Origin of the sequence: Methylobacterium sp. NMS14P (assembly GCF_028583545.1) — a bacterium.
Lineage (GTDB): Bacteria > Pseudomonadota > Alphaproteobacteria > Rhizobiales > Beijerinckiaceae > Methylobacterium.
The window spans coordinates 5933226-5956445 of the sequence record NZ_CP087106.1 but is presented as its reverse complement, the minus strand read 5'-3'; the positions used below and the strand labels follow the sequence as shown (position 1 = coordinate 5956445).

Annotated in this window: 28 protein-coding genes; 18 read left to right on the top strand and 10 right to left on the bottom strand. The window is 72.1% G+C overall.

Annotated features, from left to right (window positions below):
- The first annotated feature begins 29 nt into the window (after positions 1 to 29).
- Both lgt and LOK46_RS28395 read left to right on the top strand, forming a co-directional pair.
- A complete protein-coding gene (gene lgt, locus LOK46_RS28400) occupies positions 30 to 932 on the top strand; it encodes a prolipoprotein diacylglyceryl transferase (RefSeq protein WP_273561635.1) in 903 nt (300 codons plus the stop codon).
- On the top strand, positions 929 to 1999 hold the full coding sequence (locus tag LOK46_RS28395) for a class I SAM-dependent methyltransferase (RefSeq protein WP_273561634.1): 1071 nt from the start codon (positions 929 to 931) through the stop codon (positions 1997 to 1999). Before lgt ends, LOK46_RS28395 begins: the two co-directional genes overlap by 4 nt.
- 42 nt (positions 2000 to 2041) lie before the next feature.
- On the opposite strand, the gene LOK46_RS28390 is transcribed toward LOK46_RS28395, so the two are convergent.
- The gene (locus tag LOK46_RS28390; protein ID WP_273561633.1) at positions 2042 to 2233 is read right to left on the bottom strand and encodes a fibronectin-attachment protein (FAP); all 192 of its coding nucleotides are present in this window, start codon (positions 2231 to 2233) and stop codon (positions 2042 to 2044) included.
- 144 nt (positions 2234 to 2377) lie between these two features.
- Here LOK46_RS28390 and pgeF point away from each other — a divergent pair, with 144 nt between their 5' ends.
- The 3 genes from pgeF to LOK46_RS28375 all read left to right on the top strand — a co-directional run bounded on the left by pgeF (position 2378) and on the right by LOK46_RS28375 (position 5217).
- On the top strand, positions 2378 to 3145 hold the full coding sequence (gene pgeF / locus LOK46_RS28385) for a peptidoglycan editing factor PgeF (RefSeq protein WP_273564709.1): 768 nt from the start codon (positions 2378 to 2380) through the stop codon (positions 3143 to 3145).
- 267 nt (positions 3146 to 3412) lie between these two features.
- Positions 3413 to 4252 carry an outer membrane protein gene (locus tag LOK46_RS28380; protein ID WP_273561632.1) on the top strand — a complete coding sequence of 280 codons (840 nt, stop codon included), beginning with the start codon at positions 3413 to 3415 and terminating at the stop codon, positions 4250 to 4252.
- Positions 4253 to 4449: 197 nt separating this feature from the next.
- Complete coding sequence (locus LOK46_RS28375) at positions 4450 to 5217, top strand: DUF2076 domain-containing protein (RefSeq protein WP_056531727.1); 768 nt, start codon at positions 4450 to 4452, stop codon at positions 5215 to 5217.
- A 98-nt stretch (positions 5218 to 5315) separates the two neighbouring features.
- Here LOK46_RS28375 and LOK46_RS28370 read toward each other — a convergent pair whose 3' ends face one another.
- Positions 5316 to 6119, bottom strand: coding sequence for a L,D-transpeptidase (locus LOK46_RS28370; RefSeq protein ID WP_273561631.1), 804 nt, complete (start codon positions 6117 to 6119; stop codon positions 5316 to 5318).
- A gap of 278 nt (positions 6120 to 6397) precedes the next feature.
- On the opposite strand from LOK46_RS28370, the gene LOK46_RS28365 reads away from it, so the two are divergent.
- The 5 genes from LOK46_RS28365 (at position 6398) to LOK46_RS28345 (ending at position 10682) form a co-directional block, all read left to right on the top strand.
- A complete protein-coding gene (locus LOK46_RS28365; protein ID WP_020090645.1) occupies positions 6398 to 7114 on the top strand; it encodes a protein phosphatase CheZ in 717 nt (238 codons plus the stop codon).
- A 74-nt stretch (positions 7115 to 7188) separates the two neighbouring features.
- The gene (uvrC, locus tag LOK46_RS28360; RefSeq protein WP_273561630.1) at positions 7189 to 9255 is read left to right on the top strand and encodes an excinuclease ABC subunit UvrC; all 2067 of its coding nucleotides are present in this window, start codon (positions 7189 to 7191) and stop codon (positions 9253 to 9255) included.
- A 73-nt stretch (positions 9256 to 9328) separates the two neighbouring features.
- The gene (gene pgsA / locus LOK46_RS28355) at positions 9329 to 9928 is read left to right on the top strand and encodes a CDP-diacylglycerol--glycerol-3-phosphate 3-phosphatidyltransferase (protein WP_012322295.1); all 600 of its coding nucleotides are present in this window, start codon (positions 9329 to 9331) and stop codon (positions 9926 to 9928) included.
- Between the two features lie 54 nt (positions 9929 to 9982).
- Entirely contained in the window at positions 9983 to 10234 is a 252-nt protein-coding gene (gene moaD / locus LOK46_RS28350) for a molybdopterin converting factor subunit 1 (protein WP_029357972.1), read from the top strand.
- 217 nt (positions 10235 to 10451) lie between these two features.
- Positions 10452 to 10682 carry a hypothetical protein gene (locus tag LOK46_RS28345; protein WP_273561629.1) on the top strand — a complete coding sequence of 77 codons (231 nt, stop codon included), beginning with the start codon at positions 10452 to 10454 and terminating at the stop codon, positions 10680 to 10682.
- Between the two features lie 71 nt (positions 10683 to 10753).
- On the opposite strand, the gene LOK46_RS28340 is transcribed toward LOK46_RS28345, so the two are convergent.
- Complete coding sequence (locus LOK46_RS28340) at positions 10754 to 11530, bottom strand: SDR family NAD(P)-dependent oxidoreductase (RefSeq protein WP_273561628.1); 777 nt, start codon at positions 11528 to 11530, stop codon at positions 10754 to 10756.
- Positions 11531 to 11680: 150 nt separating this feature from the next.
- Between LOK46_RS28340 and LOK46_RS28335 the strand changes: the two genes are divergently transcribed.
- Entirely contained in the window at positions 11681 to 12094 is a 414-nt protein-coding gene (locus LOK46_RS28335) for a flagellar biosynthesis repressor FlbT (RefSeq protein ID WP_273561627.1), read from the top strand.
- Between the two features lie 13 nt (positions 12095 to 12107).
- Here LOK46_RS28335 and flaF read toward each other — a convergent pair whose 3' ends face one another.
- A complete protein-coding gene (gene flaF, locus LOK46_RS28330; RefSeq protein ID WP_273561626.1) occupies positions 12108 to 12479 on the bottom strand; it encodes a flagellar biosynthesis regulator FlaF in 372 nt (123 codons plus the stop codon).
- 168 nt (positions 12480 to 12647) lie between these two features.
- Between flaF and LOK46_RS28325 the strand changes: the two genes are divergently transcribed.
- A complete protein-coding gene (locus LOK46_RS28325) occupies positions 12648 to 12890 on the top strand; it encodes a hypothetical protein (protein ID WP_024828112.1) in 243 nt (80 codons plus the stop codon).
- Here LOK46_RS28325 and LOK46_RS28320 read toward each other — a convergent pair whose 3' ends face one another.
- From LOK46_RS28320 to LOK46_RS28310, 3 genes are all read right to left on the bottom strand, one after another.
- Positions 12891 to 13028, bottom strand: coding sequence for a hypothetical protein (locus tag LOK46_RS28320; protein ID WP_273561625.1), 138 nt, complete (start codon positions 13026 to 13028; stop codon positions 12891 to 12893).
- A gap of 88 nt (positions 13029 to 13116) precedes the next feature.
- Positions 13117 to 13440 carry a hypothetical protein gene (locus tag LOK46_RS28315; protein ID WP_012322287.1) on the bottom strand — a complete coding sequence of 108 codons (324 nt, stop codon included), beginning with the start codon at positions 13438 to 13440 and terminating at the stop codon, positions 13117 to 13119.
- Between the two features lie 129 nt (positions 13441 to 13569).
- Positions 13570 to 14079, bottom strand: a complete 510-nt coding sequence (locus tag LOK46_RS28310; protein WP_273561624.1) for a metallophosphoesterase — start codon at positions 14077 to 14079, stop codon at positions 13570 to 13572.
- A 185-nt stretch (positions 14080 to 14264) separates the two neighbouring features.
- On the opposite strand from LOK46_RS28310, the gene LOK46_RS28305 reads away from it, so the two are divergent.
- The 6 genes from LOK46_RS28305 to LOK46_RS28280 all read left to right on the top strand — a co-directional run bounded on the left by LOK46_RS28305 (position 14265) and on the right by LOK46_RS28280 (position 21873).
- The gene (locus LOK46_RS28305) at positions 14265 to 14984 is read left to right on the top strand and encodes a cytochrome c biogenesis CcdA family protein (protein WP_273561623.1); all 720 of its coding nucleotides are present in this window, start codon (positions 14265 to 14267) and stop codon (positions 14982 to 14984) included.
- A gap of 40 nt (positions 14985 to 15024) precedes the next feature.
- Positions 15025 to 16071: a selenide, water dikinase SelD gene (selD, locus tag LOK46_RS28300; RefSeq protein WP_273561622.1), complete on the top strand. Its 1047-nt coding sequence runs from the start codon at positions 15025 to 15027 to the stop codon at positions 16069 to 16071.
- Between the two features lie 86 nt (positions 16072 to 16157).
- Positions 16158 to 18137: a glycosyltransferase gene (locus tag LOK46_RS28295; protein ID WP_273561621.1), complete on the top strand. Its 1980-nt coding sequence runs from the start codon at positions 16158 to 16160 to the stop codon at positions 18135 to 18137.
- On the top strand, positions 18134 to 19261 hold the full coding sequence (locus LOK46_RS28290) for a glycosyltransferase (protein ID WP_273561620.1): 1128 nt from the start codon (positions 18134 to 18136) through the stop codon (positions 19259 to 19261). Before LOK46_RS28295 ends, LOK46_RS28290 begins: the two co-directional genes overlap by 4 nt.
- 301 nt (positions 19262 to 19562) lie before the next feature.
- Complete coding sequence (locus LOK46_RS28285; protein ID WP_273561619.1) at positions 19563 to 21017, top strand: GumC family protein; 1455 nt, start codon at positions 19563 to 19565, stop codon at positions 21015 to 21017.
- Entirely contained in the window at positions 21010 to 21873 is an 864-nt protein-coding gene (locus tag LOK46_RS28280) for a WecB/TagA/CpsF family glycosyltransferase (protein ID WP_273561618.1), read from the top strand. Before LOK46_RS28285 ends, LOK46_RS28280 begins: the two co-directional genes overlap by 8 nt.
- Positions 21874 to 21875: 2 nt before the next feature.
- Here the strand turns inward: LOK46_RS28280 and LOK46_RS28275 are convergent, their stop codons facing one another.
- From LOK46_RS28275 to LOK46_RS28265, 3 genes are all read right to left on the bottom strand, one after another.
- A complete protein-coding gene (locus LOK46_RS28275) occupies positions 21876 to 22451 on the bottom strand; it encodes an NUDIX domain-containing protein (RefSeq protein WP_273561617.1) in 576 nt (191 codons plus the stop codon).
- Between the two features lie 37 nt (positions 22452 to 22488).
- Complete coding sequence (locus LOK46_RS28270) at positions 22489 to 22758, bottom strand: sulfurtransferase TusA family protein (protein WP_273561616.1); 270 nt, start codon at positions 22756 to 22758, stop codon at positions 22489 to 22491.
- 79 nt (positions 22759 to 22837) lie between these two features.
- Entirely contained in the window at positions 22838 to 23179 is a 342-nt protein-coding gene (locus LOK46_RS28265) for a hypothetical protein (protein ID WP_273561615.1), read from the bottom strand.
- Between the last annotated feature and the right edge of the window lie 41 nt (positions 23180 to 23220).

Genomic DNA, 23220 nt, shown 5'->3' with positions numbered 1-23220 from the left:
CCAATCCGGCCGCCCCGGAGGTGAGATAGATGCCGCTCCTCGCCCTGCCCTTTCCGGCCATCGATCCGGTGGCGATCGCGATCGGGCCGATCACGATCAAATGGTACGCGCTCGCCTACATCGCCGGCCTGATCGGCGGCTGGTACTACGCGCGCCGCCTCGTCATGGCCGACAGCCTCTGGGGCGTGGTGAAGCGCCCGCAGGTCGTCGACATCGACGACCTCGTCGTCTGGGTGGCGCTCGGCGTCGTGCTCGGCGGGCGGATCGGCTACGTGCTGTTCTACAATCTGCCGATGTACATCGCCGATCCGTGGGAGATCCTGGCGATCCGCAACGGCGGCATGTCGTTCCACGGCGGCTTCATCGGGGCGATCCTGGCCTTCGTGCTGTTCGCCCGCGGCAAGGGCCTCAACGCCTACACGCTCCTCGACATCGGCGCCGTGGTGGTACCGATCGGCCTGTTCTTCGGCCGGATCGCCAATTTCGTGAACGGCGAGCTCTGGGGCCGGGTCGCGCCGGATTTCCCGTACGCGATCGTGTTCCCGAGCGGCGGGCCGCTGCCGCGCCACCCGAGCCAGCTCTACGAGGCCGCCACCGAGGGCCTGCTGCTGTTCATCGTGATGGCGATCAGCGTCCGCCGGTTCGGCTTCCGCAGGCCCGGCCTGCTCGGCGGCATCTTCGTCCTCGGCTACGCCCTGGCCCGGACCGTCTGCGAGTTCTTCCGAGAGCCGGATCGCCAGCTCGGCTTCCTGTTCGGCGACCATCTCGGCCCGATGGGCGGCGGCGTGACCATGGGCATGCTGCTGTGCGTGCCGATGATGATCGTCGGCCTCACCTACATCGTGCTGGCCGCGACCGGCCGGACACGTCCCCGCCATCCGGTGGAGGCGCCGGCGGCCGAGGCGGCCCGCAAGGCGGCCGTCGAGGCGTGACCCCCCTCGGAGCCGAGATCGCGGCGCTGATCCGCCAGAACGGGCCGATCGGCGTCGACCGCTACATGGCCCTCTGCCTCGGTCACCCGGTCCACGGCTACTACCGCACCCGCGATCCGCTGGGCGCCCAGGGCGACTTCACCACCGCGCCCGAGATCAGCCAGATGTTCGGCGAGCTGCTCGGGGCCTGGACAGCCTACGTCCGCGGCTCGATCGGGGCGCCGGATCCGCTCATCCTGGTGGAGCTGGGGCCCGGCCGCGGCACGCTGATGGCGGACGCGCTGCGCGCGTTGCGGGCGGCGCTCCCGGGGGTGCGCGTGGCACCGCACCTCGTCGAGACGAGCGCGGTGCTGCGGGCCGCGCAGGCGCGCGCCCTCTCCGGGACCGGCGCCGTGTGGCACGACAGCATCGAGACGCTGCCCGAGGGGCCGGCGATCATCCTGGCCAACGAGTTCTTCGACTGCCTGCCGGTGCGCCAGTTCGAGCGCCGGCCGTCGGGCTGGCACGAGCGGCAGATCGGCCTCGATCCGGCGGGCGGTCTCGCCTTCGGCCTGTCGCCGGAGCCGGTCCCGGGCCTCGCGGCGGACGGCCCGGACGGCGCGCTGATGAGCGTGCCGGCGGCCGGGCTCGCCCTGATCCGCGCGCTGGCGCGGCGCCTCGTTACCGGGAGCGGCGCGCTGCTGGCGATCGATTACGGCCATGTGCGCCCAGGCTTCGGCGACACCCTCCAGGCGCTGGCAGGACATCGCTTCGCCGACCCGCTGGCGGAGCCCGGCGAGGCGGACCTGACGCATCACGTCGATTTCGCCGCCCTTGCCCAGGCCGCGCGGGCCGAGGGCGCCGCGATCCACGGCCCGGTCGATCAGGGCGACTTCCTGGCCGCCCTCGGCCTCGACGCCCGTGCCGAGCGGCTGAGAACCCGGGCCAGTCCGGCGCAGGTCGCCGCGATCGACGCGGCCGTCACCCGCCTGACCGATCCGGGCCGGGGCGGGATGGGCAGCCTGTTCAAGGTGCTGGCGGTGAGCGGCCCGTCCCTCGGGCCGCTCCCGGGATTTCCGGCGCGCTGAGCCGCCGGGATCGTCCTCGGCCCCGCGCGGGGCCGGGACCGCTCAGCCGAAGGAGCCGAAGCCGGAATCGGTCTGGCTGGCGGGCCGCGGAGTCGGCGGCGCGGGCGGGTTGGGGTCGGTCGGGTCGAAGGCGGCGGGCTCTCCCGTGACGGGGTGGGCAGGCGCGCTCGGGATCCGGGGCTCTTCGGCCTCGGGCGTCTCGGGCAGGGCGTCGGTCTCGATCCCTCGTGACATTGCGATCCTTCTCAAGGCGGAGCCGGATCGGCTCCATACTGCAATGCAGCAAGAATCTGACGCTTGAACGACATCGTCAAGGGTCCGCCCTTGCGCTATCGGGGCGCGACAGGGGCAAGCGCGAGGCCGACCGTGACCGCAGGCATGTTCATCGAGGCGCCGGAACTCTCCGCCCATGCGGGCATGCGCCACGCCTTCTTCACCCGGATCGGCGGGGTCTCGGAGGGCCTCTACGCGTCCCTCAACGGCGGCCTCGGCTCGCAGGACGCGCCGGAGCGCGTCGCCGAGAACCGGGCGCGGATGTGCGCGCAGCTCGGCCTGCCGCCGGACCGGCTCGTGAGCTTGTATCAGGTCCATTCGGCCGAGGTGGTCACCGTCGGGGCGCCCTTCGCGGCGGAGCGGCCGAAGGCCGACGCCATGGTGACGCGGGTGCCGGGCCTGGCGCTCGGCATCGCGACCGCGGATTGCGGGCCGATCCTGTTCGCGGATCCCGAGAACGGCGTCGTCGGCGCCGCCCATGCCGGCTGGAAGGGTGCGCTCTCCGGCGTGATCGGCGCGACCGTGTCGGCGATGGAGGCGCTCGGCGCGCGGCGGAGCCGGATCGTCGCCGTCCTGGGACCGACGATCGGGCCGGCCTCCTACGAGGTCGGTCCGGACTTCGTCGCGCGGTTCCGGAGCGACGCGCCCGGCATGGAGCGCTTCCTCGGCCCGGGCACGCGTCCCGGGCACGCGCAGTTCGACCTCCCGGGCTTCATCCTGGCGCGGCTGGAAGAGGCCGACATCGGCGAGGCGACCGCCCTGAACCTCTGCACCTACGCGGATCCGGATCGCTTCTACAGCTTCCGGCGGACCACCCATCGCGGCGAGGCGGATTACGGCCGCCTGATCTCCGCGATCACGCTCGTCCCGTGACTGCGCGGTTCCCGGGCGGAAAGGGGGTGCGACATTTTGTCGACCGCCGGCCTGGAAAAAAGCGTAGCCGTAAATGAACCTTGGCCATTCGACCGCGTTCAGGGGTTAAGGTGCCGGGGAAAACGGCGGGTTGCCACAAGGGGCCGCGAGAGCGGTCGGCGACACCGCGGAGCGCAAAGCAACCCTGGAACCGCTGGAACGCAGCCAGACCCGGTTCCGCAACCGTTCCCGCGAGGGACGGCGCGGACCACCAGTGAGGACCAGATCATGAAATCCATGCTCCGTGTGACCACGGCCCTCGCGGGCGTCGCCTTCGCCGGTTCGGCCTTCGCGGCCGACCTGCCGCGCCGCGCCGCCCCGCCGCCGATCTTCACCCCCGTCCCGGTGTTCACCTGGACCGGCGCCTACTTCGGTATCAACGCCGGCTACGCCTTCGACGCCAGCGACCGCAACACCGGCAACACCTTCGCCGTCCCCTTCCCGTACGCCGCCCCCGGCACCGTCGCCTCCTTCCGCAACCGCAGCCAGGACGGCTTCTCCGGCGGTGGCCAGATCGGCTACAACTACCAGTTCACCCCGGGCTCCGGTGTGGTGATCGGCTTCGAGGCCGACGCCCAGTACCTCGACTTCGGCCGCAGCCGGAACAACGCCTTCGTCTCCGGCGCCGTCGCCCCCGGCTACTACCTCACCGACCCGCGCGGCCTCTCCAGCCTCGACTTCTTCGGCACGGTGCGCGGCCGCCTCGGCTACGCCTTCGACCGCACCCTCGTGTACGGCACCGGCGGCTTCGCCTACGGCTCGGGCAGCGCCGACCGCTCCTTCGGCGGCTTCGCCGGCAACGACAGCTTCCGCACCGGCTGGGCCGCCGGCGGCGGCATCGAGTACGCCCTGCCGACCGACTCGTTCCTGAACTTCTTCCGCTCCTCGGCGGTGACGCTCAAGGTCGAAGGCCTGTACGTCAACCTCGACCGCGGCACCCGCAACCAGGGCGCGTTCGTCATCAACGCTGCCAACAACTTCCCGGTCGTCTACAGCGGGGTCGGCCGCCGCGACGACCAGTTCGCCGTCGTCCGCGCCGGCCTGAACTACAAGTTCGGCACGTTCTAGGATCGCGTCGGCGCGGCCGCGGCCGCGCCCCACACTCTGCCTGCAGGAAGCCCGGCCGGAAGGTCGGGCTTCTCGCGTTTCGGGACAGGCGGATGAAGTTTTCGCAATCCCCCTGACAAAGCGTCGCCGCGCACCCATGTCCTAGCTGCCATGCGGCGCGTTCGGGCCCGCGGGTGAGATTCGAGGAGGACGACTCCATGAACAGCGAAGAACGCGACGTCATTTCGGGAATCTTCCAGCGGCTGGAGCAGGCGCAGACCCAGCCCCGCGACGCGGAGGCGGAGCGCTTCATCGCCGACAAGCTCCGCGCGCAGCCCTACGCGCCCTACGCCATGGCGCAGCTGATCTACGTGCAGGAAGAGGCGATCAAGAGCCTGAACCAGCAGTTGGAGCAGGCCCGCAGCCAGGCGGCCCCGGCCCAGTCCTCCGGGGGCGGCGGCTTCCTGTCGAGCATCTTCGGCGGCGGCAGCCAGCAGCGCCAGGAGCCCCAGCCCGGCTACGGCCAGCCGCGCCCGGGCGGCCAGCCCTGGGGCAATCAGGGCGGCCCGCCGCCGCAGGGTTATCCGCAGCAGGGCTACCCGCAGCAGGGCGGTTACCCGCAGCAGCAGGGCGGTCCGTGGGGCGGCCAGCCCCAGGCCCCGGCGCGCGGCGGCGGCTTCATGGCGACGGCCCTGCCCATGGCGGCCGGCGCGGCGGGCGGCATGCTCCTCGGCAGCGCCCTGTCGAACGCCTTCGCGGGCGGCCATTCCAGCCTCGGCAGCGCCGCGGCGGCGGGCCTGGGCGGCGGGAGCGGCGAGACCGTCGTCAACAACTACTACGGCGACGGCGGCGGCAACCAGGATCTCGGTTCGGCCCTCGACAACAGCGGCGGCGACATGGGTAGCTTCCAGGACGCCGGCTACAGCGATCCGGGCGGCGATTTCGGCGGCGACCTCGGTGGCGGCGACGACAGCGACTGGACCTGATCGTCCCCACACCGAGCGGGAGGCCCGGTCGCGTCAGGCGCGGCCGGGCCTTCTTTGTCTCCGGGATATTCGGCCCGCGACGGGGTCGCGGCGGGCGCTCAGAGGACCTCGACCCGCGTTCCCACCGGCACGCGCTCGTAGAGATCGATGACGTCGTCGTTCATCATCCGGATGCACCCCGACGAGACCGACTGGCCGATCGTGTTGGGCTCGTTCGTCCCGTGGATCCGGTAGAGCGACGAGCCGAGATAGAGGGCGCGGGCGCCCAGCGGGTTCTCCGGGCCGCCGGCCATGTGGCGCGGCAGATCGGGTCGGCGGGCCAGCATCTCGGCCGGCGGCGTCCAGTCCGGCCACTCCGCCTTGCGGCTGACCGTCTTGAGACCGCTCCAGGCGAAGCCGGGGCGGCCGACGCCGATCCCGTAGCGCAGGGCGCGCTGCCCGGCCTGCACGAGGTAGAGATGCTTGCCGGCGGTATCGATCACTATCGTGCCGGGCTTCTGCCGCCCCGCGAAGGCGACCTCCTGGCGCTGGTACTCCGGCGAGACCGCGCGGCCGATCCGGCCCGGATCCGCCGGGGGTGAGCCGTAGGCCGCCGCGGGCGGCGCGCCGTAAGTCTGGGGGGCACCGTAGGACTGTCCGTAAGCCTGTCCGTAGGCCTGGGAGGGTTCCGGCTCCACCGGCACCAGCTCGCCGGAATAGGCCGCGACCCGCTGCTGCGGGGTGGCGCGCTGCGGCCAGCCGCGCCCGGCGCCGCTGCCGCCGGCACTGCCGGTGACGAGATACTCGATCAGGCCGCCGCCGTAGCCGCCCTCGGCGTAGCGCGCCTGCTGCGCCCGGGCGGGGCCGCACAGCACGAACGCGGCCGCAGCCACCCCCATTCCCAGACGGACTGAACGCCGCATCGTCGCATGCTCCCGAGCCGGAGCCCTTGCTCCCGGCCCGCGAACGATCCCGTTGAATTTTACCGAATCAGGTGAACGAACGTGGTGAATCGCCGGCGTGGCCCGGCCTCTCCCCGGCCGGTCGCCGCCAGCGTGAATCGGCGGTTAAGCCTCACCGCGCGGCACGGGCCTCGCCTCAGAGATTACCGAGGCCGCCGCATGAAGCGCGGCAGTCACAGTCCGCTAACCGTTATGGTAGACAGTCGCGGCGACGGAACCCGAACGCCCACGCCCGGACGATGACCCAGAAGCGCTATCGCATCGAAGACAGTCTCGGGCTTCCCGCGGCTCCTCCTCCCGGGCCTGGGGCGTCCGCCTCGAGCGAGCGCCTCGAGGAGATCTTCAACGCCATCCAGGACTTGCGCCGCGTCACGCAGATGAGCGCGAGCGAGACCATCGAGTCGTGCCGCCGCGAGCTGCACGAGGCGCTGGCGATGCGCACCGAGCTCGACGTGATGAAGGAGGCGATCACCCGCACCAAGTCGGAGCTGGCGACGCTGCACCGGACCGAGAATACCGGCAAGGGCATGCGCCGGGCGGCCGACGAGCTCGACGCGGTGGTCGACTCGACGGAGCGCGCCACCACGCAGCTCCTCGGCGCGATCGAGGAGATCGAGAGCCACGCCGGCATGCTCAACGCCGCGACGCTGCCGCCCGGCACGAAGCAGCACGTCGACGTGATCCTCGAGCGCGTGATCACCGCCTACGAGGCCTGCAACTTCCAGGACCTGACCGGCCAGCGGATCACCAAGATCGTCAGCGTGATGAAGTTCATCGAGGAGCATCTCGACCGGCTCATCGCCACGTGGTCGGAGCTCGACAGCTTCAAGGAGCTCATCACCGTGATGCCGGTGCCGACCTCCCTGGACGACGAGAGCTCGCTCCTCAACGGGCCCAAGCTCGACCACGATATCGGCCACGTCGACCAGAGCGACATCGACTCGCTGTTCGACTGATCGATCGGACCGGGCGCGCGATTTTTGTCGCCGCCCCGGTCCCCTTGGCGCTTCGGAACGCTTAGATCTGCGGTATGAGCCGCAGAGCCCTCTCAGACCTGCCCCCCGACACCTTCGACGACGGCCGCGACGCCGAGCGGGACGAGACCGCCGACGAGCCGGAAGCCGGCCTCTCCGAGACGGAGGCGCCGGAGATCGACTTCGACTTCGAGGCGGGCGCCGTCCAGGCCGGCACCGAGGTGATCCGTAGGTTCTGGTCGACCCTGCCGTCCTCGCCGGGCGTCTACCGGATGTTCGACCATCGCGGCGACGTCCTCTACGTTGGCAAGGCCAAGAACCTGAAGGCGCGGGTCGGCTCCTACGCGCGGGGCCAGGCGCACTCGAACCGCATCGCCCGGATGATCTCGCAGACGGCGGCGATGGAGTTCGTCACCACCGCGACCGAGACCGAGGCGCTCCTCCTCGAAGCCAACCTGATCAAGCAGCTGAAGCCCCGCTTCAACGTGCTGATGCGGGACGACAAGTCGTTCCCCTACATCCTGGTCACCGACGACGGCCCCGCCCCGCAGATCGTCAAGCACCGGGGCGCCCGGCGCCGGAAGGGCAACTATTACGGCCCCTTCGCCAGTGTCTGGGCGGTGAACCGGACGGTGAACGCCCTGCAGCGCGCCTTCCTGCTGCGCACCTGCACCGACAGCTACTACGAGAACCGCACCCGGCCCTGCCTGCTCTACCAGATCAAGCGCTGCTCCGGACCCTGCACGGGCGAGATCGGGCCCGAGGACTACGCCGCCATGGCGGATTCCGCGCGGGCGTTCCTCGCCGGCAAGTCGAACGCCGTGAAGGACCGGATGCGCGCCGAGATGCAGGCGGCGTCCGAGACGATGGAGTTCGAGCGCGCCGCCCGGTTCCGCGACCGCATCGCCGCCCTCTCGGCGATCCAGGGCGTGCAGGGGGTCAACACCCAGGGCGTCGAGGAGGCGGACGTGTTCGCCCTCGACGAGCAGGCCGGCCAGTTCTGCATCGAGGTGTTTTTCTTCCGGAACTTCCAGAACTGGGGCAACCGCGCCTATTTCCCGAAAGCCGACCGGACGATGACGCCCGACGAGGTGCTGGGCTCGTTCATCGGCCAGTTCTACGACGACAAGCCCGCGCCCCGGACGGTGCTGACGAGCCACGCGATCGAGGACGCGGAGCTGGTGGCGGCGGCCCTGTCGAGCCGGGTGGAGTACCGCGTCGAGATCCACCGGCCGAGCCGCGGCGAGCGGAAGAACCTCGTCGACTACGCCCAGCGCAACGCCAAGGAGGCGCTGGCGCGGCGCCTCGCCGACACGGCCTCGCAGGGCAAGCTGCTGGCGGCGCTCGGCCAGGCCTTCGGGCTCGACAGGGCGCCCCGGCGGATCGAGGTCTACGACAACTCGCACATCATGGGCACGAACGCGGTCGGCGGCATGATCGTCGCCGGCCCGACGGGCTTCATGAAGGCGCACTACCGCACGTTCAACATCAAGTCCGAGGACCTCACCCCCGGCGACGATTACGGCATGATGCGCGAGGTGCTGCAGCGGCGGTTCAAGAGGCTCGTGAAGGAGGCGCCGCGCACCGAGCGAGAGGCGGCCGCCTCCGCGGCCGAGGGCGGCGTGCCGGAGCCGGTGCCCGCGCCGGCGGACGAGAGCGAGGCGTTCCCGGCCTGGCCGGACCTCGTGCTGATCGACGGCGGCAAGGGCCAGCTCGACGCCGCGCGGGCGGCGCTGGAGGAAGTCGGCGTCGCGGGCGTGCCCCTGATCGGCGTCGCCAAGGGCCGCGACCGCGATGCCGGCCGCGAGACGTTTTTCGTGCCCGGCCGGCCGCCCTTCAAGCTTCCGCCGCGCGACCCGACGCTCTACTTCGTGCAGCGGCTCCGCGACGAGGCGCACCGCTTCGCCATCGGCAGCCACCGGGCCAAGCGGAAGCGTGAGATGGTGAGGAATCCGTTGGACGAGATCGCCGGCATCGGGCCGAGCCGCAAGCGCGCGCTGCTGCACCACTTCGGGACCGTGAAGGCGATCGAGCGCGCCGCCTTCGAGGATCTGGCCAGGACCCCGGGCGTGAACGCCGCCACCGCGCGGGCGGTCTACGACTTCTTCCATGCCGGCGCCTGAGAACCCGGCCGCGATGGCCGAGGCGGGATCTGAGGCGTTGACGCCCGGGCCCCGCTCTGATTTCACCCCTGCGATGAACGCCGTCCTTCCCCGACGACGGTCGCCGGCCTGGACGCTCGCGAATTGCCTGACCTACGGGCGCCTCGTTGCCGTGCCGGTGATGGTCGCGCTGCTGTTCTGGCCCGAATCCCACACGGCGCGGTGGACGGCGCTGGGGGTGTTCGTCGCGGCCGCGATCACCGACTACCTCGACGGCTACGTCGCCCGCACCTACCACCAGAGCTCCGCGCTCGGCCGGATGCTCGATCCGATCGCCGACAAGCTCCTGGTCTCGGCCTGCCTGCTGATGCTGGCGGCGGACCACACCATCGTCGGCTCGAACATCTGGGCGGCGATCGTGATCCTGTGCCGCGAGGTGCTGGTCTCCGGCCTGCGCGAGTATCTGGCGGAGCTGAAGGTCGGCGTGCCGGTCAGCCGGATCGCCAAGTGGAAGACCACCGTGCAGCTCCTGGCGCTCGGCTTCCTGGTGGCCGGCCCGGCGGGCGAGACGGTGCTCCCGGGAACCGAGGCGATCGGCCTGACGCTCCTGTGGCTCGCCGCCGCGCTCACGCTGTGGACCGGCTGGGACTACATGCGGGCCGGGATCAAGCACGTCATCGACGACCCGCGCTGACGGACCCGCCTCCGGGACGCGCGGTCCCTGCCCTGTCTCCGGTACGGTGAAGCGATGAAGCTCGTCTATTTCGCCTGGGTCCGCGAGCGGATCGGACGCTCAGAGGAGGAGCTGGCGCCGCCGCCGGAAGTCGCCACCGTTGCCGACCTCGTCGGGTGGCTCCGGGGCCGGGGCGAGGAGTACGCCTACGCCTTCGAGGATCCGGGCGTCGTTCGCGCGGCGATCGACCGGGCCCATGCCAAGCCGGACGCGCCGATCGCCGGGGCCCGCGAGATCGCCTTCTTCCCCCCGATGACGGGCGGTTGAAGTCCGGGCGCGCCGCGCACGTAGTCCGCCGGGGTTGCCACGAGTCGGCTTCCGCGGTCTTTGGCGCCGTCGCTCCGGCTGCACCTCATGCCGAACGGCGCGCGGGCCGAGCCAAGTTGGTTACGGGTTCGGCCCGCCTCACGACACCGAGAATCCGCGGAACGCCCAAGCTGGCATTGCCGTTACCCGGTACCGAAATCGGTATTGGAGTTTCCGCATGCGCACGACCTTGCTCGCGACCGCCGCCCTGTTGAGCCTCGGCGCCGCCGCGCACGCCCAGACCACCGTCATCGAGCGCGACCGTCCGGCGGTCGTCGTCGACCGCCCGGCCACCGAGTCGAAGTCCGTGACCGTCCACGACCACGGCGACGGCTGCGTCACCAAGACGGTGCGCAAGGAGAACGACATGGGCGACTCGAAGACCGTGAAGAAGGAGACGTGCGACTGAGGCACGGGAGCGGGCCGGGCCGGAGCGCAGGTGGCGACCCTGGTCCGGCCGAGTCCTTACCCGCCGCCGGCTCAGCGCCAGCCCGCGTCCACGAAGTACGGGTGGCCCGTGCACATGCGCGCGTCGTCCGAGGCCAGGAACAGGACCAGCGCGGCGACGTCGGCCGGCTGGATCCGCCCACCGAGGCATTGTGCGGCGACGATCTCCGCCTCGCCCTCCGGCGAGTACCATCGCTCCTGCCGGGGCGTCTGGACGTTGCCGGGCACGATCGACGCCACCCGGATGTTGTCGCGGCCGAGGTCGCGGGCCAGGGCGCGGGTCATTCCCTCGATCGCCGCCTTGGCGGTCTGGTAGAGCGGCATCTCCCTGAGCCCGAGATGCCAGCTGATCGACCCGAAGTTGAGGATCACGCCGCCGCCGGCGCGCCGCATGGCCGGAACCGCCGCCTGGGCGGCGAAGAACAGGTGGCGCAGGTTCACCGCCATCCGGTCGTCCCAGTAGGCGGGCGTCACGTCCGCGAGAGCGTGGCGGTCGTCGTTGCCGGCATTGTTGATCAGGACGTCGAGCCCGCCCAGGGACGTGTCGGCCTCGGCGACCAGTGCGCGGACCGCCTCGACATCGGTCAGGTCGCAGCGCCGGTAGAGCGGAGCGTGCGCGGCGCCGGGCGCGAGACCCGCCACCACGGCGCGGGCCGCATCGTCCGCGATATCGCAGAACAGGACGCGGGCACCCTGACCGACGAAGGCCTCGACCAGCCCCTCGCCGATGCCCGAGGCGCCGCCGGTCACGAGGACGCGCTTCCCGGCGAGGCTCGGATACCGCGCGCGACGATCCGGCTGCGCCGCCATCGGACCTCCTCGACAGATCGCAGTGCACTGTGATTTGTCTGAGTTTACCACGGCGGTCGCCCGCCGCAACGGTGGCGAGGCCGCCGGAAATTCTCAAAACGTTAACGGTTCACGAATGAGATCGCCGGGTCTTCTAGAAAGGAACGCCCGATGCCCCTGCGCCTGGAACTCAAGCCGTTCGAGCGGCTGATCATCAACGGCGCGCTGCTGCGCAACGGCGACCGTCGCTCGACCTTCCTGATCGAGACGCAGTGCAAGTTCCTGCGCGAGAGCGAGATCATCACGGAGAGCGAGGCCGACACGGCCTGCAAGCGTCTCCACCTGACGCTGACGGTCATCTACCTCGCCGACGACCCGACGCAGAGCATCGACCTGTTCTTCCGGCAGGCCACCGACCTGCTCGGGCTGGCGCCGGCCGCGGCCGAGCAGATCGCCGCGATCGCGCAGGCCGTCGAGGCCGGCGAGTATTACCGGTCGCTCAAGCTGAGCCGCAAACTCGTCGAGTGGGAGGCCGCCGGCTCGGCATCGCAGGCCGACGTGGCGGATCAGGCGGCGGCTCCCTGACGAGGCCCGGCCTCTAGCCGGGATTGCCCTGGAGGCCGGCGGCGATGTGGTTGTTGATCGACACCAGCGTGGCGATCTTCTCCGGCGTCGGGGCGATCATGGTGTCGATGCAGCTCTGGAGCACGAACACGCCCAGGCGACCGACGCCCTGCTTCACGTCGGCGGGGAGCGGGTTCTCCGCGGACGTCGCCTCGGAGGTCAGCAGCGTCCAGACCCGCTGGTTGAACGACAGGGCCTCGTTGATCCGGCCGGCGTCGCCGCTGACGAGACCCTGACTAGCACCGATCAGCTTCTGGGCCGCCTTCAGCAGCACGGCGGATTCGGCTTCGCGGGGCGACAGCGCGCTGTGAGAAGTCTTGGCGTAGGCGTTGGCGGCGTAGTTCATCGGCGGTCCAGCCCCGTCGTCGGACCTGCCACTGAGGCAAGCTAGCGCGTAGCTGTCGCAGATCAGGAGTTAAAAGCGCGTGAGCGCCGCATCCGCCATGATCCCGCCGGGTTGGTTCTCGACGACGCTGTGCGGCCGAAAGGAACCGGCCCCCGGATCCCCACCCCGATGTTGAATTTCGTTCTCGGAACTGTTGCCGGCGGCCTGATCGCCTGCGTGTTGACCATCGCGGCGGCGCGGCAGCCGGAGGTGCAGTCCCGCCTCGGCCTGATACCGGCGGCGCCCGCGACGCTGGCGGCCGTCACGAAGCCGGTCGAGCACGATTGCGGACGCAGGACGGAGCCGGCCCCGAAGATCGGCTCCCAGGAGATGCTGTTCAACCGCCAGAGATTCTGGTCGGTCGCGCCGTAATCAGAACGTGCCGATCAGCATCAGCAGCATCGTCGTGGCGACGGTGGTGCTGACGAAGCCGCACAGGGCGGCCGCGAAGGACGGACCGGTGCGGGTGACGGCGGGCTCGATGTCGTTGGAGAGCGTGGCGGGGGTCATCGGCGCAGAACCTTCTCGGCGACCAGCGTCGCGCGTATCGGGGTGATGCTTCAGGAACGGGGCGTCCGAGGTGCGATCGCGCACCCGGTCAGTCGCAGCGGTTGATTTTCTTGGCGATCCGCAGACCCCGCAGCTCGCTGCGGAGGTCGATGGCCACGACGCCCTCGCCACATCGCTCGAACGCGTCGCGGGCATCGTCGTAGCGGTCGCCCACCTCGTCGAGCGTGTCGCAGACGCGGTCATGGTTGCCCAGGCGGGCTTCCTGACGCGCCTGGAAGCGCAGGGCGTTCGCCTCGTCGACCTTGCGCTGGGCTTCGATGCAGGACGGCAGGGCCGACGCGGCGGAAGTCAGGGCGAGGCCTGCCAGAAGGCTGGCGAGGCAGCGGGTCAGAGTGACCGACTTGGCACTCACGGGAACACTCACACACGGTTTGTGATGGCAGATCCGCGGGCGGTCCTGCCGGGTTTCTCGGAGCGGCTCAGATCCACTCCCACTCTGTCCGCTGAAACAGTGAAGCTGACGTGAAAGTTCCGCCCCGAATTACGGCTTCCGGCGCAGGCGGGAGGTCAGGATTGCCGAGAGTTGCACGGGGGCCGCACCCATCGGATCGACGCCGACATCGTACTGCTTCGGCATCGGCTTGAGCTTGCCGTGGCTGTGGCCGTGGAGGTTGAGAGCGCCCCGGCTCATGCCGTTCCAGGTGCGGAACGCGTAGTGGCAGAGCACCACCATCCGCCCCTCGACGGCGACTTCCGCGTAGTGCCGCACCGACGCCCAGCCGGGCGCCGTCAGCGTGTCGGACCCATCGTTGTTGCCGACGATCAGGTGCTTCTCACCGTTCAATCCGGCGAGGATCGCGCGGATCCGGTCGCCGCTCGGCCCGAGGGCGAAATCGCCGAGGTGCCAGACCGTGTCGCCGGGCGCGACCGTCGCGTTCCAGGCCGCGATCAGGCCGGCATCGTGGGCCTCGAGATCCGGGTAGGGACGGTGATCGAAGCGCAGCGCCCGCGGGTCGCCGAAATGCGTGTCGCCCGTGAAGAAGATGGTCACCGGTCCGCTCCGCCTTACCTCAGCGCCTTACCTGAGCGCCTTGCCCGGCAACGCCGCCGGCCTGCCGCCGAAATCGGCGCGCGGCCGCCTTGTTCCCGCGGGCCCGCGGCCGCCTGGCGCGTTGACGGCCCGCGCGCCAGGGTCGAAGCCTCCTCCGGCGAGGCGCCAGCGGGAGGGCACGGAGCATGCTGGGAACGGTGGGGTTCGCCTTCCTGGCCGGCCTGCTCTCGGTACTCTCGCCCTGCGTGCTCCCGCTGATCCCCATCGTGCTCGGCACGGCGTCGGCCGAGCACCGCCTCGGTCCGGCGGCGCTGGCCGCCGGTCTCGCGATCGCCTTCACGGCCATCGGGCTGTTCGTCGCGACGATCGGCTTCACCATCGGGCTCGACGGCGACGTGTTCCGGCGCGTCGGCGCGGTGCTCCTGGTGCTCCTGGGCGTGGTTCTGATGCTGCCGCGGCTCCAGTCCCGGGTCGCCACGGCGGCCGGCCCGGTCGGCGCCTGGGCGGAGGACCGCTTCGGCGGCGCCGGCGCCGGGGGATTGTCCGGCCAGTTCGCCGTGGGGCTGCTGCTCGGCGCGGCCTGGAGTCCCTGCGTGGGACCGACCCTGGGCGCGGCCTCCCTGATGGCGGCGCGGGGCGAGCATCTCGGGAGCGTCGCCCTGACGATGCTGGCCTTCGGGATCGGCGCCGCGGCCCCGCTGATGCTCCTCGGCTTCGTCTCCCGCGAGGCGCTGCTGCGCTGGCGCGGCGGCCTCGCCGCGGCCGGCCGGGCCGCGAAGGCCGCGCTCGGCACCGTGATGGTCGTGCTCGGCCTGCTGGTGCTGACGGGGCTCGACAAGCAGGTCGAGTCCGCGGCGGTCGCGGCCTCGCCGGACTGGCTCAACGCGCTGACGACGCGCTACTGACACCGCCAGGACCCCTGGTAATCCGGAACGGAGTTCAGCGATGAGCGATGCCCCCCGCCTGACCAGCCTCGCCCACGGCGGCGGCTGCGGTTGCAAGCTCGACCCGGCCACGCTGCGCCAGCTCCTCGCCCAGCAGCCGGCGGCGGGCCCGTTCGAGCGGCTCCTCGTCGGCAACGAGACCGCGGACGACGCGGCGGTGTGGGAGCTGGAGGACGGCACCTGCGTCATCGCCACCACGGACTTCTTCACCCCGATGGTGGACGACCCCGTCGATTTCGGCCGGATCGCCGCGACGAACGCCATCTCGGACGTCTACGCCATGGGTGGCCGGCCGCTGTTCGCGCTCGCGATCCTCGGGATGCCGCTGGGCAAGATCGACCCGGACGTCGTCGCGCGGATCCTGCGCGGCGGCGCGGAGCAATGCGCCGAGGCCGGCATCCCGGTGGCGGGCGGCCACTCGATCGACGCGCCGGAGCCGATCTACGGTCTGGCGGTGATCGGAACCTGCCGCCGCGAGGCGGTGCGGCGCAACGCCGACGCGATGGCCGGAGACGCCGTCCTGCTCACCAAGGCCCTCGGGGTCGGGGTCTACTCGGCGGCGATCAAGCGGGCGACCCTCGACGAGGCCGGCTACCGCGACTTCATCGCCACGACCACGTTGCTCAACCGGATCGGGACCGACCTGGCCGCCGACCCCGCCGTGCACGCGCTCACCGACGTGACCGGCTTCGGCATCCTGGGGCACGGCCTGGAGATCGCCCGCGGCGCCGACCTCACGCTCGCCCTCGAGGCCGACGCCCTCCCCCTGCTGCCGCAGGCGGAGGCGCTGGCGCGCGCCGGCGCCGTCACCGGCGCCTCGCACCGCAACTGGGCGGCGTTCGGCGAGGCGGTGGACCTGCCGGCCGACTTCCCCGAGTGGCGCCGCCATCTCCTGACCGACCCGCAGACCTCGGGCGGGCTGCTGGTGACCTGCTCGGCCGACCGGGCCGACGCGATCCTGGCGCGCATCCGGGCGGCGGGCTACCCGGCGGCCGCCCGGATCGGCCGGATCGAGGCCGGCCCGGCGCGGATCCGCGTGGCGGCCTGAGGCGCCGCCCGCTCCGAGAGGCAATCTTCAACCTTCCCGTCCACTCTGCCGACCCGCACGAGACCCGAGCCGCCGCCAGAGCCGCCGTGACCGACGCCGCAGACATGTCATCGCCCGCCCACGGCGTCGCCGACTGGCCGTTCGGGCGCGGCGCCCGCGCGCCGGCCCGTCCCGGGTCTCTGCCCGACGGGCGTCCGTGGCCGCGGATCCGCATCGTGACGGTGGCCGGCGCGGATCCAGCGCTCGCCGAGACCGTCGCGTCGGTTCTGCGCCAGGGCTACCAGGAGTTGCGGCACGACGTGCTGGACCCGACGGACGGCCGCGCGGCCGCGGCGCGGGTCCTGGCGGATCCCGATCCACATCACCTGCTCTGGCTGCGCGCCGGCGACCTGCTCGCGCCGGGCGCGCTGACCGCCCTGGCGCTGGAGGCCGCGCTCAGCGGCGCCGACGCGGTGGCGGGGCTGCGCGTCCTGTTCGACGACGCCGTCCGCGGCCTCGACGGCCCCGAGGCCGCGGGCGGCGGGATCCTCTGGCGGCGGGACGCCCTCGCGGGCCACGCGGTCCTCGATGCCGACGGCGTGCTCGACGCCGCCACCGCCTGGTCGACGATCGCCGCGGACCGGCGGAGCGTGATCGGCCGCCCGGTGCTGCTTCACAGGCTGAGCGCCGCGCCGCCCCCGCCCGCCGCCGGCCTGTCGATCGTGTCGCTGACCGGGACGGGCGCCCGAGGGGGCGCGGGCGTGGCCCAGCGCCGCCTCGCCGAGGCGCTGACACTCGCGGGCCACCGGATCACGGAGGTGACGCTGAGCGGCCGCCCCGAGGCCGCGGAGTGGAGCGACGACTTCCCGCGGGCGGAGGCCGCGATCGCGGCGGCCGCCCCCGATCTCGTCCTCGCCGGCAACCTGCACGGCGCCACCCGCAGCCTCGACGTCGTCGGCCGCCTGGCGCGGCGCGGGCCGGTCGGCCTCGTGCTGCACGACCTCTTCCCCCTGACGGGCCGGTGCGCCCACCCCCGCGACTGCGGGCGCGCCGCGTCCGGCTGCGACGCCGCCTGCCCCGGCCCGGACGAGTACCCGGAGCTGGCACCCGGCCGGATCGCCGGGATGCACGACCGGAAGCGCGCGGTGCTCGCCGGGGCTTCGCCCGGGTCACCGACGAAGTCCTCCGCGCCCTGGCTGCTGGCCAATTCCGACTGGACGCTGGCGCGGGCCCGCGAGCTGGCGCCCCCCGGCAGCGTGATCGAGCCCGTCCGGCTGGCCTTCCCGACCGCCGTGTTCCGGCCCGGCGATCGCGCGGCGCTGCGCGGCGCGCTCGGCCTGCCGCCCGACGACGTCCTGATCCTCGTGTCCTCGGTCATCGTCGACGGGCCCGACAAGGGCTTCGCCGACCTCAAGGCCGCGCTCCAGGCCGTGGCGGGGCCCGGCGTCGGCGTGGTGGCGATCGGCCGGCTCGACGACCCGGCCCGGCTCGGCGTCGCGAACCTGTACGCGCCCGGCCTCATCGCCGACGAGGCGCTCCTGGCCGCGTGGTACGGGGCCTGCGATCTCCACGTCACCGCCAGCCGTCACGAGACCCTCGGGCAGACGCCCATCGAGGCCGGCCTGTGCGGGGTGCCGACGCTCGCCTACCGCACCTCCGGCCTGACCTCGGCCGTGATCGACGGCGTGTCGGGCCGCCTCGTGCCGGTGCGGTCCGGCGCCCTCGCGGAAGCGCTGGCCGCGCTGGTCGGCGACCGCGAGGCCCGCACACGGCTCGGCGCCTTCGCGCGCATCGCGCTGGAGAGCCGCTACAGCCCGGCCACTGCGGCGCTGTCGCTGGACGCGGTCTTCCGGCGCCAGGGTCTGCCGAGCGCCGCGTCGGGCCCGCGCTTCGCCCCCGAGATGCTCGGGCACTTCCCCTTCGCGGCGACCCTGCGGGCGGGCGCGGGCGGCACCGTCCCCGCCGTCTCGCGCCCGCTCGTGCGCCGGCTGCGGCGGGCCAAGCAGATGGTCTTCGGGCGGCGGATGCCGCTCCTCGTGCGACGCTGTCTCTATCTCGCCGGCGCGCTGCGCCGGAACTGCCCGTGACGGCCCGTAGCGACATGGCGGGCGGCGCGCATTCGGCGCCGGCGCGGCGGCGGATCTACCTCGATCAGACCCATCTGCGCGCCCACGTGACGGGGATCGAGCGGGTCACACTCGACCTGTTCGCCCCGGACCGGCTCGCCCCGCACGCGGTGCGGCCGGTGACCGCGGGCTCCCTGCCCGGCATGATCGCCGCGCAGCAGCTCGGCCTGCCGGCGCGGGCGCTGACGGATCGGGACGCCCTGTTCCTGTTCCCGGGCTTCCCGCCCGGGCCGCTCTGCGCCGTCGCGGCGTCGCGCTGCCTGCTCTACGTCCACGACACCTTCCTGCTCACGCGGAAGGAGGATCTGAGCCTGCGCAGCCGGCTCTACATGAGCCCCAGCTTCGCCCTGGCCCTGCGCTGGTGCCCGAACCTGTTCGTCAACAGTCGCACCACCGGGGCGGACGTGCGCGCGCTCTGCGCAAAGCGCGCCCGCGTCGCGCTGCTGCGGCCCCCCGTCCGCGACGCCTTCGGCTTGGGCGACCTGCCGGGACCGGCGGCCTATGCGCCCGGCCGGCCGCTGCGGATCCTGGCCATCGGCACCATCGAGCCGCGCAAGAACTATCCGGCGACCCTCGCGCTCACGGCGGCGCTGATCCGCGCCGGCATCCCGGCAGAACTCCACCTCGTCGGCCGGGTCGGCTGGGGGCAGCACGCCTTCCTGGAGGCACCGCCGCCGTTCCTGCACCGCCACGGATACCTCGCCGACGCCGAGCTGCGCGCCCTCGCGGGCTCGTGCCACGTGCTGGTCTCCACCTCCAAGGCGGAGGGGCTCGGCCTGCCGCTGCTGGAGGTGCAGCACGGCGGCCTGCCGGTCGTGGCGCCGGACGACCCGGTGTTCCGCGAGGTGCTGGGCGCGTCGGCCCTGTTGATCCGGCCGGAGCAGCCCGACGCCGCCGCGGGCGCCGTCGCCGGCTGGATCCGCGACGGTGGCCTGGCCCGCGCCGGCGAGATGAGTCGGGTCAACGTCGCGCTCTGGAACGCAACCGCGGCCGAGGACGGGACGCGCTTCCAGCGCTTCCTGGCCGGCGATCCAGCCGCCTACGATGCGCTGGAGTCAATTGTCGCACGCGAAGGCGATCTGTGACGCGGCTTACGTAGTCCCCAGCAAATCGGGAACTTTTCGCGCCCGATTGTCGTGACAGTTAGGACTGCATCTGTAAGCGATATCGGCCGGCTTCCTGAAGCAAGTGCCACATCGGGGCGACACTACTGGTCCGGTATGTTGATTGCTGGGCTCCCGAAGAAGGCAGCGCCTCGGGCGAGCACCTGTTCCAGATCGGCACGAAGCTGGTCAGAAAGGGAACGGGCGACGAGGCTGGTGACGGGCGGCGGTCTCCGCCGAGGTAGGTCAGGGAGCGGGGCGTATGTTCGACTTCTCGACACGGATGAGCGGCGAACAGCCCGTGCGGATGGTGCTGCCGCAGGTCGCGCCGCCGACAGACAGCCGCGTGATCCTGCGACGCCTGTGGCGCGGCAGCGGCTTCATCGTGCTGGGCGGCCTGTTCATGGTCGCGGTGGCGGTGGCGCTCCTCGGCCTGATCCCGCCGCGCTACACGTCGAGCATCCAGGTCCTGGTCGATCCGAGCGACCTGCGCGTCGTCGAGAACGACGTGAACGCGCGCCAGCCCCAGGCCGACAGCGGCGTGTCGATCGCCGAGAGCCAGGTGCGGGTGATCCAGTCGGACAGCGTCCTGCGCCGGGTGATCGCCAAGCTCCACCTCGATCAGGACGACGAGTTCGTCCTGCCCGACGGCAACAACCCGACCCTGACCTGGATCAAGGGCGCGCTCGGCATGCTGCCCCCGCCGGCGAGCCGCGACCCGGTCATCACCGCCCTCGACACGCTGCAGAACCGGCTCACCGTCCGGCGGGCCGAGCGGACCTTCGTGATCGACGTCTCGGTGCAGTCCCGCGATCCCGAGAAGGCCGCCCGCATCGCCAACGCCGTCGGCGACGCCTACTTCACCGAGGAGGCCGCGGCCCGGACCGAGACCGCGCGGCGCGCCTCGGACGCCCTGGCGGGGCGGCTCAACAGCCTCAAGCGCGACGTCGAGCAGGCCGAGAGCGCCGTGGTGCGCTACCGCGAGGACCACAAGCTCGTGGCGGCCAGCGGCCGCCTGCTCACCGACCAGCAGCTCGGCGACCTGAACCAGCAGCTCGTCACCGCCTCCATCAAGACCGCGGAGGCCAAGTCGCGCCTCGATCAGGCGCGCCGGATGCGCTCGTCGGATCCCAGCACCGCCCTGCCGGAGATGCTGCAGAGCCTGGAGATGCAGGCCCTGCGGCAGCAGTACGCCACGCTGTCCCGCAACACCGCGGAACTCGCCACGCGCCTCGGCGAGCGCCACCCGGCGATGGCCGAGCAGTACGCCCAGCAGCGCGACCTGCAGCGCCTGATCCAGCGCGAGAAGGAGCGGATCATCGAGACGACCCAGAAGGATTACGACCGCGCCGCCGCGAGCGAGGCGGCGATCCGGGCCAATCTCGACCGCGTGAAGAACGAGACCGCGTCCAGCGACCGGGCCTATGTCGGCCTGCGCGAGCTGGAGCGGACCCTCGACGCCCGCCGCGGCATCTACGAGGCCTACCTGAAGCGCGCCCGCGAGGCGAGCGAGCAGGAGCGGCTGAACACCACCAACGTCCGGATCATCTCGGCCGCGGTGCCGGCGCGCCAGCGGACCTTCCCGCCCTCGCCCAAGATCGTTCTGCCGGTGGCGCTGGTCCTCGGCCTGCTGCTCGGCGGTGGCATCGCCCTGATGCTGGGCGCCGACAGCGACCGGCGCCGCAACCTGCGCGCCGCCACCCGGCCGGCCGCGAGCTTCCGGGCCGCCGATGCGTGACATCGGTGAGGTCAGCCTCTACCTGGGCTCTATGGATCCGGTCCTCGGAGAGGCACACACGGTGAGCGCCCCGGCCTCCGCGGCGTCCGGATCGCCGCAGACGGGCGCGACCGTCGAACTCTTCGGACACCGGTTCCACACCGGTCCCGCCGCGGCCCTCGTGGCCGCCGTCGCGGCCCGGCGAGACGGCCGCCCGCGGATGATCGTCACGGCGAACGTCGATCATATCGTCCAGCTCAGCGAGAACGCGCCGTTCCGCGAGGCCTACGCGGGCGCCGCGGCCAGGACCCTGGACGGGATGCCGCTGGTCTGGCTGGCCCGGAAGGCGTGCGGCCAGCCCGTGCACCGGATCACCGGCCACGACCTCTTGGGCTGCATACTGGCCGATCCGCCGGCCTTCGCGCAGCGGGTCTTCTTCGTCTCCGCCCGCCAGGACGCGGCGGACGCGCTGGCGATCCGGCTGCAGGCGGCGGGCTTGCCGCCCGGCGCCGTGGCGAGCGCCGTGCCGCCCTTCGGCTTCGAGCACGACGCGGCCTACAGCCGCGCCCTGGCCGAGCGGATCCACGCCCACGGGACGACGCTGCTGGTGATGGGCGTCGGCGCGCCCAAGTCCGAGATCTGGGTGGATCGCCACGGCCAGACGCTCGGCGAGCCGGTGGTCTTCTGCGTCGGCGACGCCCTCAACGTCGCCGCCGGGTTCCTGCCGCGCGCGCCGAGGCTGATGCAGCGCCTCGGCCTCGAGTGGATCTACCGGTTCCTGCAGGCGCCGCGCCGGCTGTTCCGGCGCTACTTCATCAAGTCCTGGCGCTTCGTCGGCCTCGCCGTGCGGGACCAGTTCCGGCGGCGCGCCGGCTGACCTCAGCGGCGCTCTGCGAACAGGTCCGGCCGCCGCAATTGGAGCGCGAAGAGCAGCGTCAGCGACTTCATGTCGGTGATCGCCCCGCGGCGGCCCATGGCGGCCAGTTCCGACAGCGGGATCTCGTGGACCGCCACGGCCTCACTCTCCGCGGCGAGGCCGCCGCCGGTGCCGGTCCGGTCGGACTCGCCATAGGCGGCGAGGAACAGGTCCATCCGCTCGGTGGAGATCCCCGGCATCGACCAGGCGCTGGCGACGAAGTCGAGGGCGCTCAGGCGCAGGCCCGTCTCCTCCATCGCCTCGCGCCGCGCCTCGTCCTCGGAGGCGCCCTCGTCGAGGAGTCCGGCCGGCACCTCGACGTGGCTCGGCGGCCCGCCCGAGTACAGGACCGGCGCCCGGAACTGCGAGACGAGCGTGGCGACCCGCCGGTCCGGATCGTAGGGGAGCACCGCGACGGCCCGGCCGTGATCCTCCATCTCCCGCGTGATGCGGCTCCCGTCCTCCTGCATCACCTCGGCGACGAGGTAGCGCGCCCAACCGTCATGTACGAGGCGCACGCCCCCGATCCGTGGTGCCATTCCGATCTCACCTCGCTCCTGAAGCCCGACGGATCGTTCAGGAATGCGGCGGCCTTGCGGACGCGGTGATGCGGAAGCGCAGGCGCCCGGCGGGCGGCCCTTCGAGCGGTTCGGCGGCGTCGAGGCGGGCGCCCTCCTCGCGCACGAGGTTCGGGATGTCGAGGGCGGCCAGAGGGTCGGTACAGGTCACCACGAGCGTCCGGCCGGCGGTGAGGCCACGCAGCGCCTTCCGGGTACGCAGAACCGGGAGCGGACATTTCAGCCCGCTCAGGTCGAGGTCGACGCAGTCCGGATCCTGGTCTCGCACACCGGAAGCTCCCGAACCGGCGCGGATGCCGGCCCCAGCGCGTCATAGGCACCGCCGCGCCGCGGCGCCAGCGGCGCCCTCACCACTCGTGATAGCCGAAGGCGGGTCCGGAATAGCTGTCCGGCGCCGTCCACACGTAGCGGGGGCCGTGATAGCCGTACTCGAAGCCGCGGCTCGGGACGGGCGCGTAGGCGTAGCCGTAGCCGAACGGCGCGGGATAGCCGTACTCGCCGTAATAGCTGTACTCCGGCCGGACGCGCGCGGCGACGGTGCCGGCGATGCGGCCGCCGGCTCCAGGGGGCCAGTGACCGGGTGTCGGTGCCGGGCCCTGGAACGGCGCCAGGTCGGCGGCCTGCCCCGTCCCGAGGCTCGCCGGCACGGCCCCCAGCCCGGCGAGGATTGCGGCGATGATGCGGGTCATGATGCGGCCTCTCCCAGAGCGCTGCGCTTTGTCGGAACGTT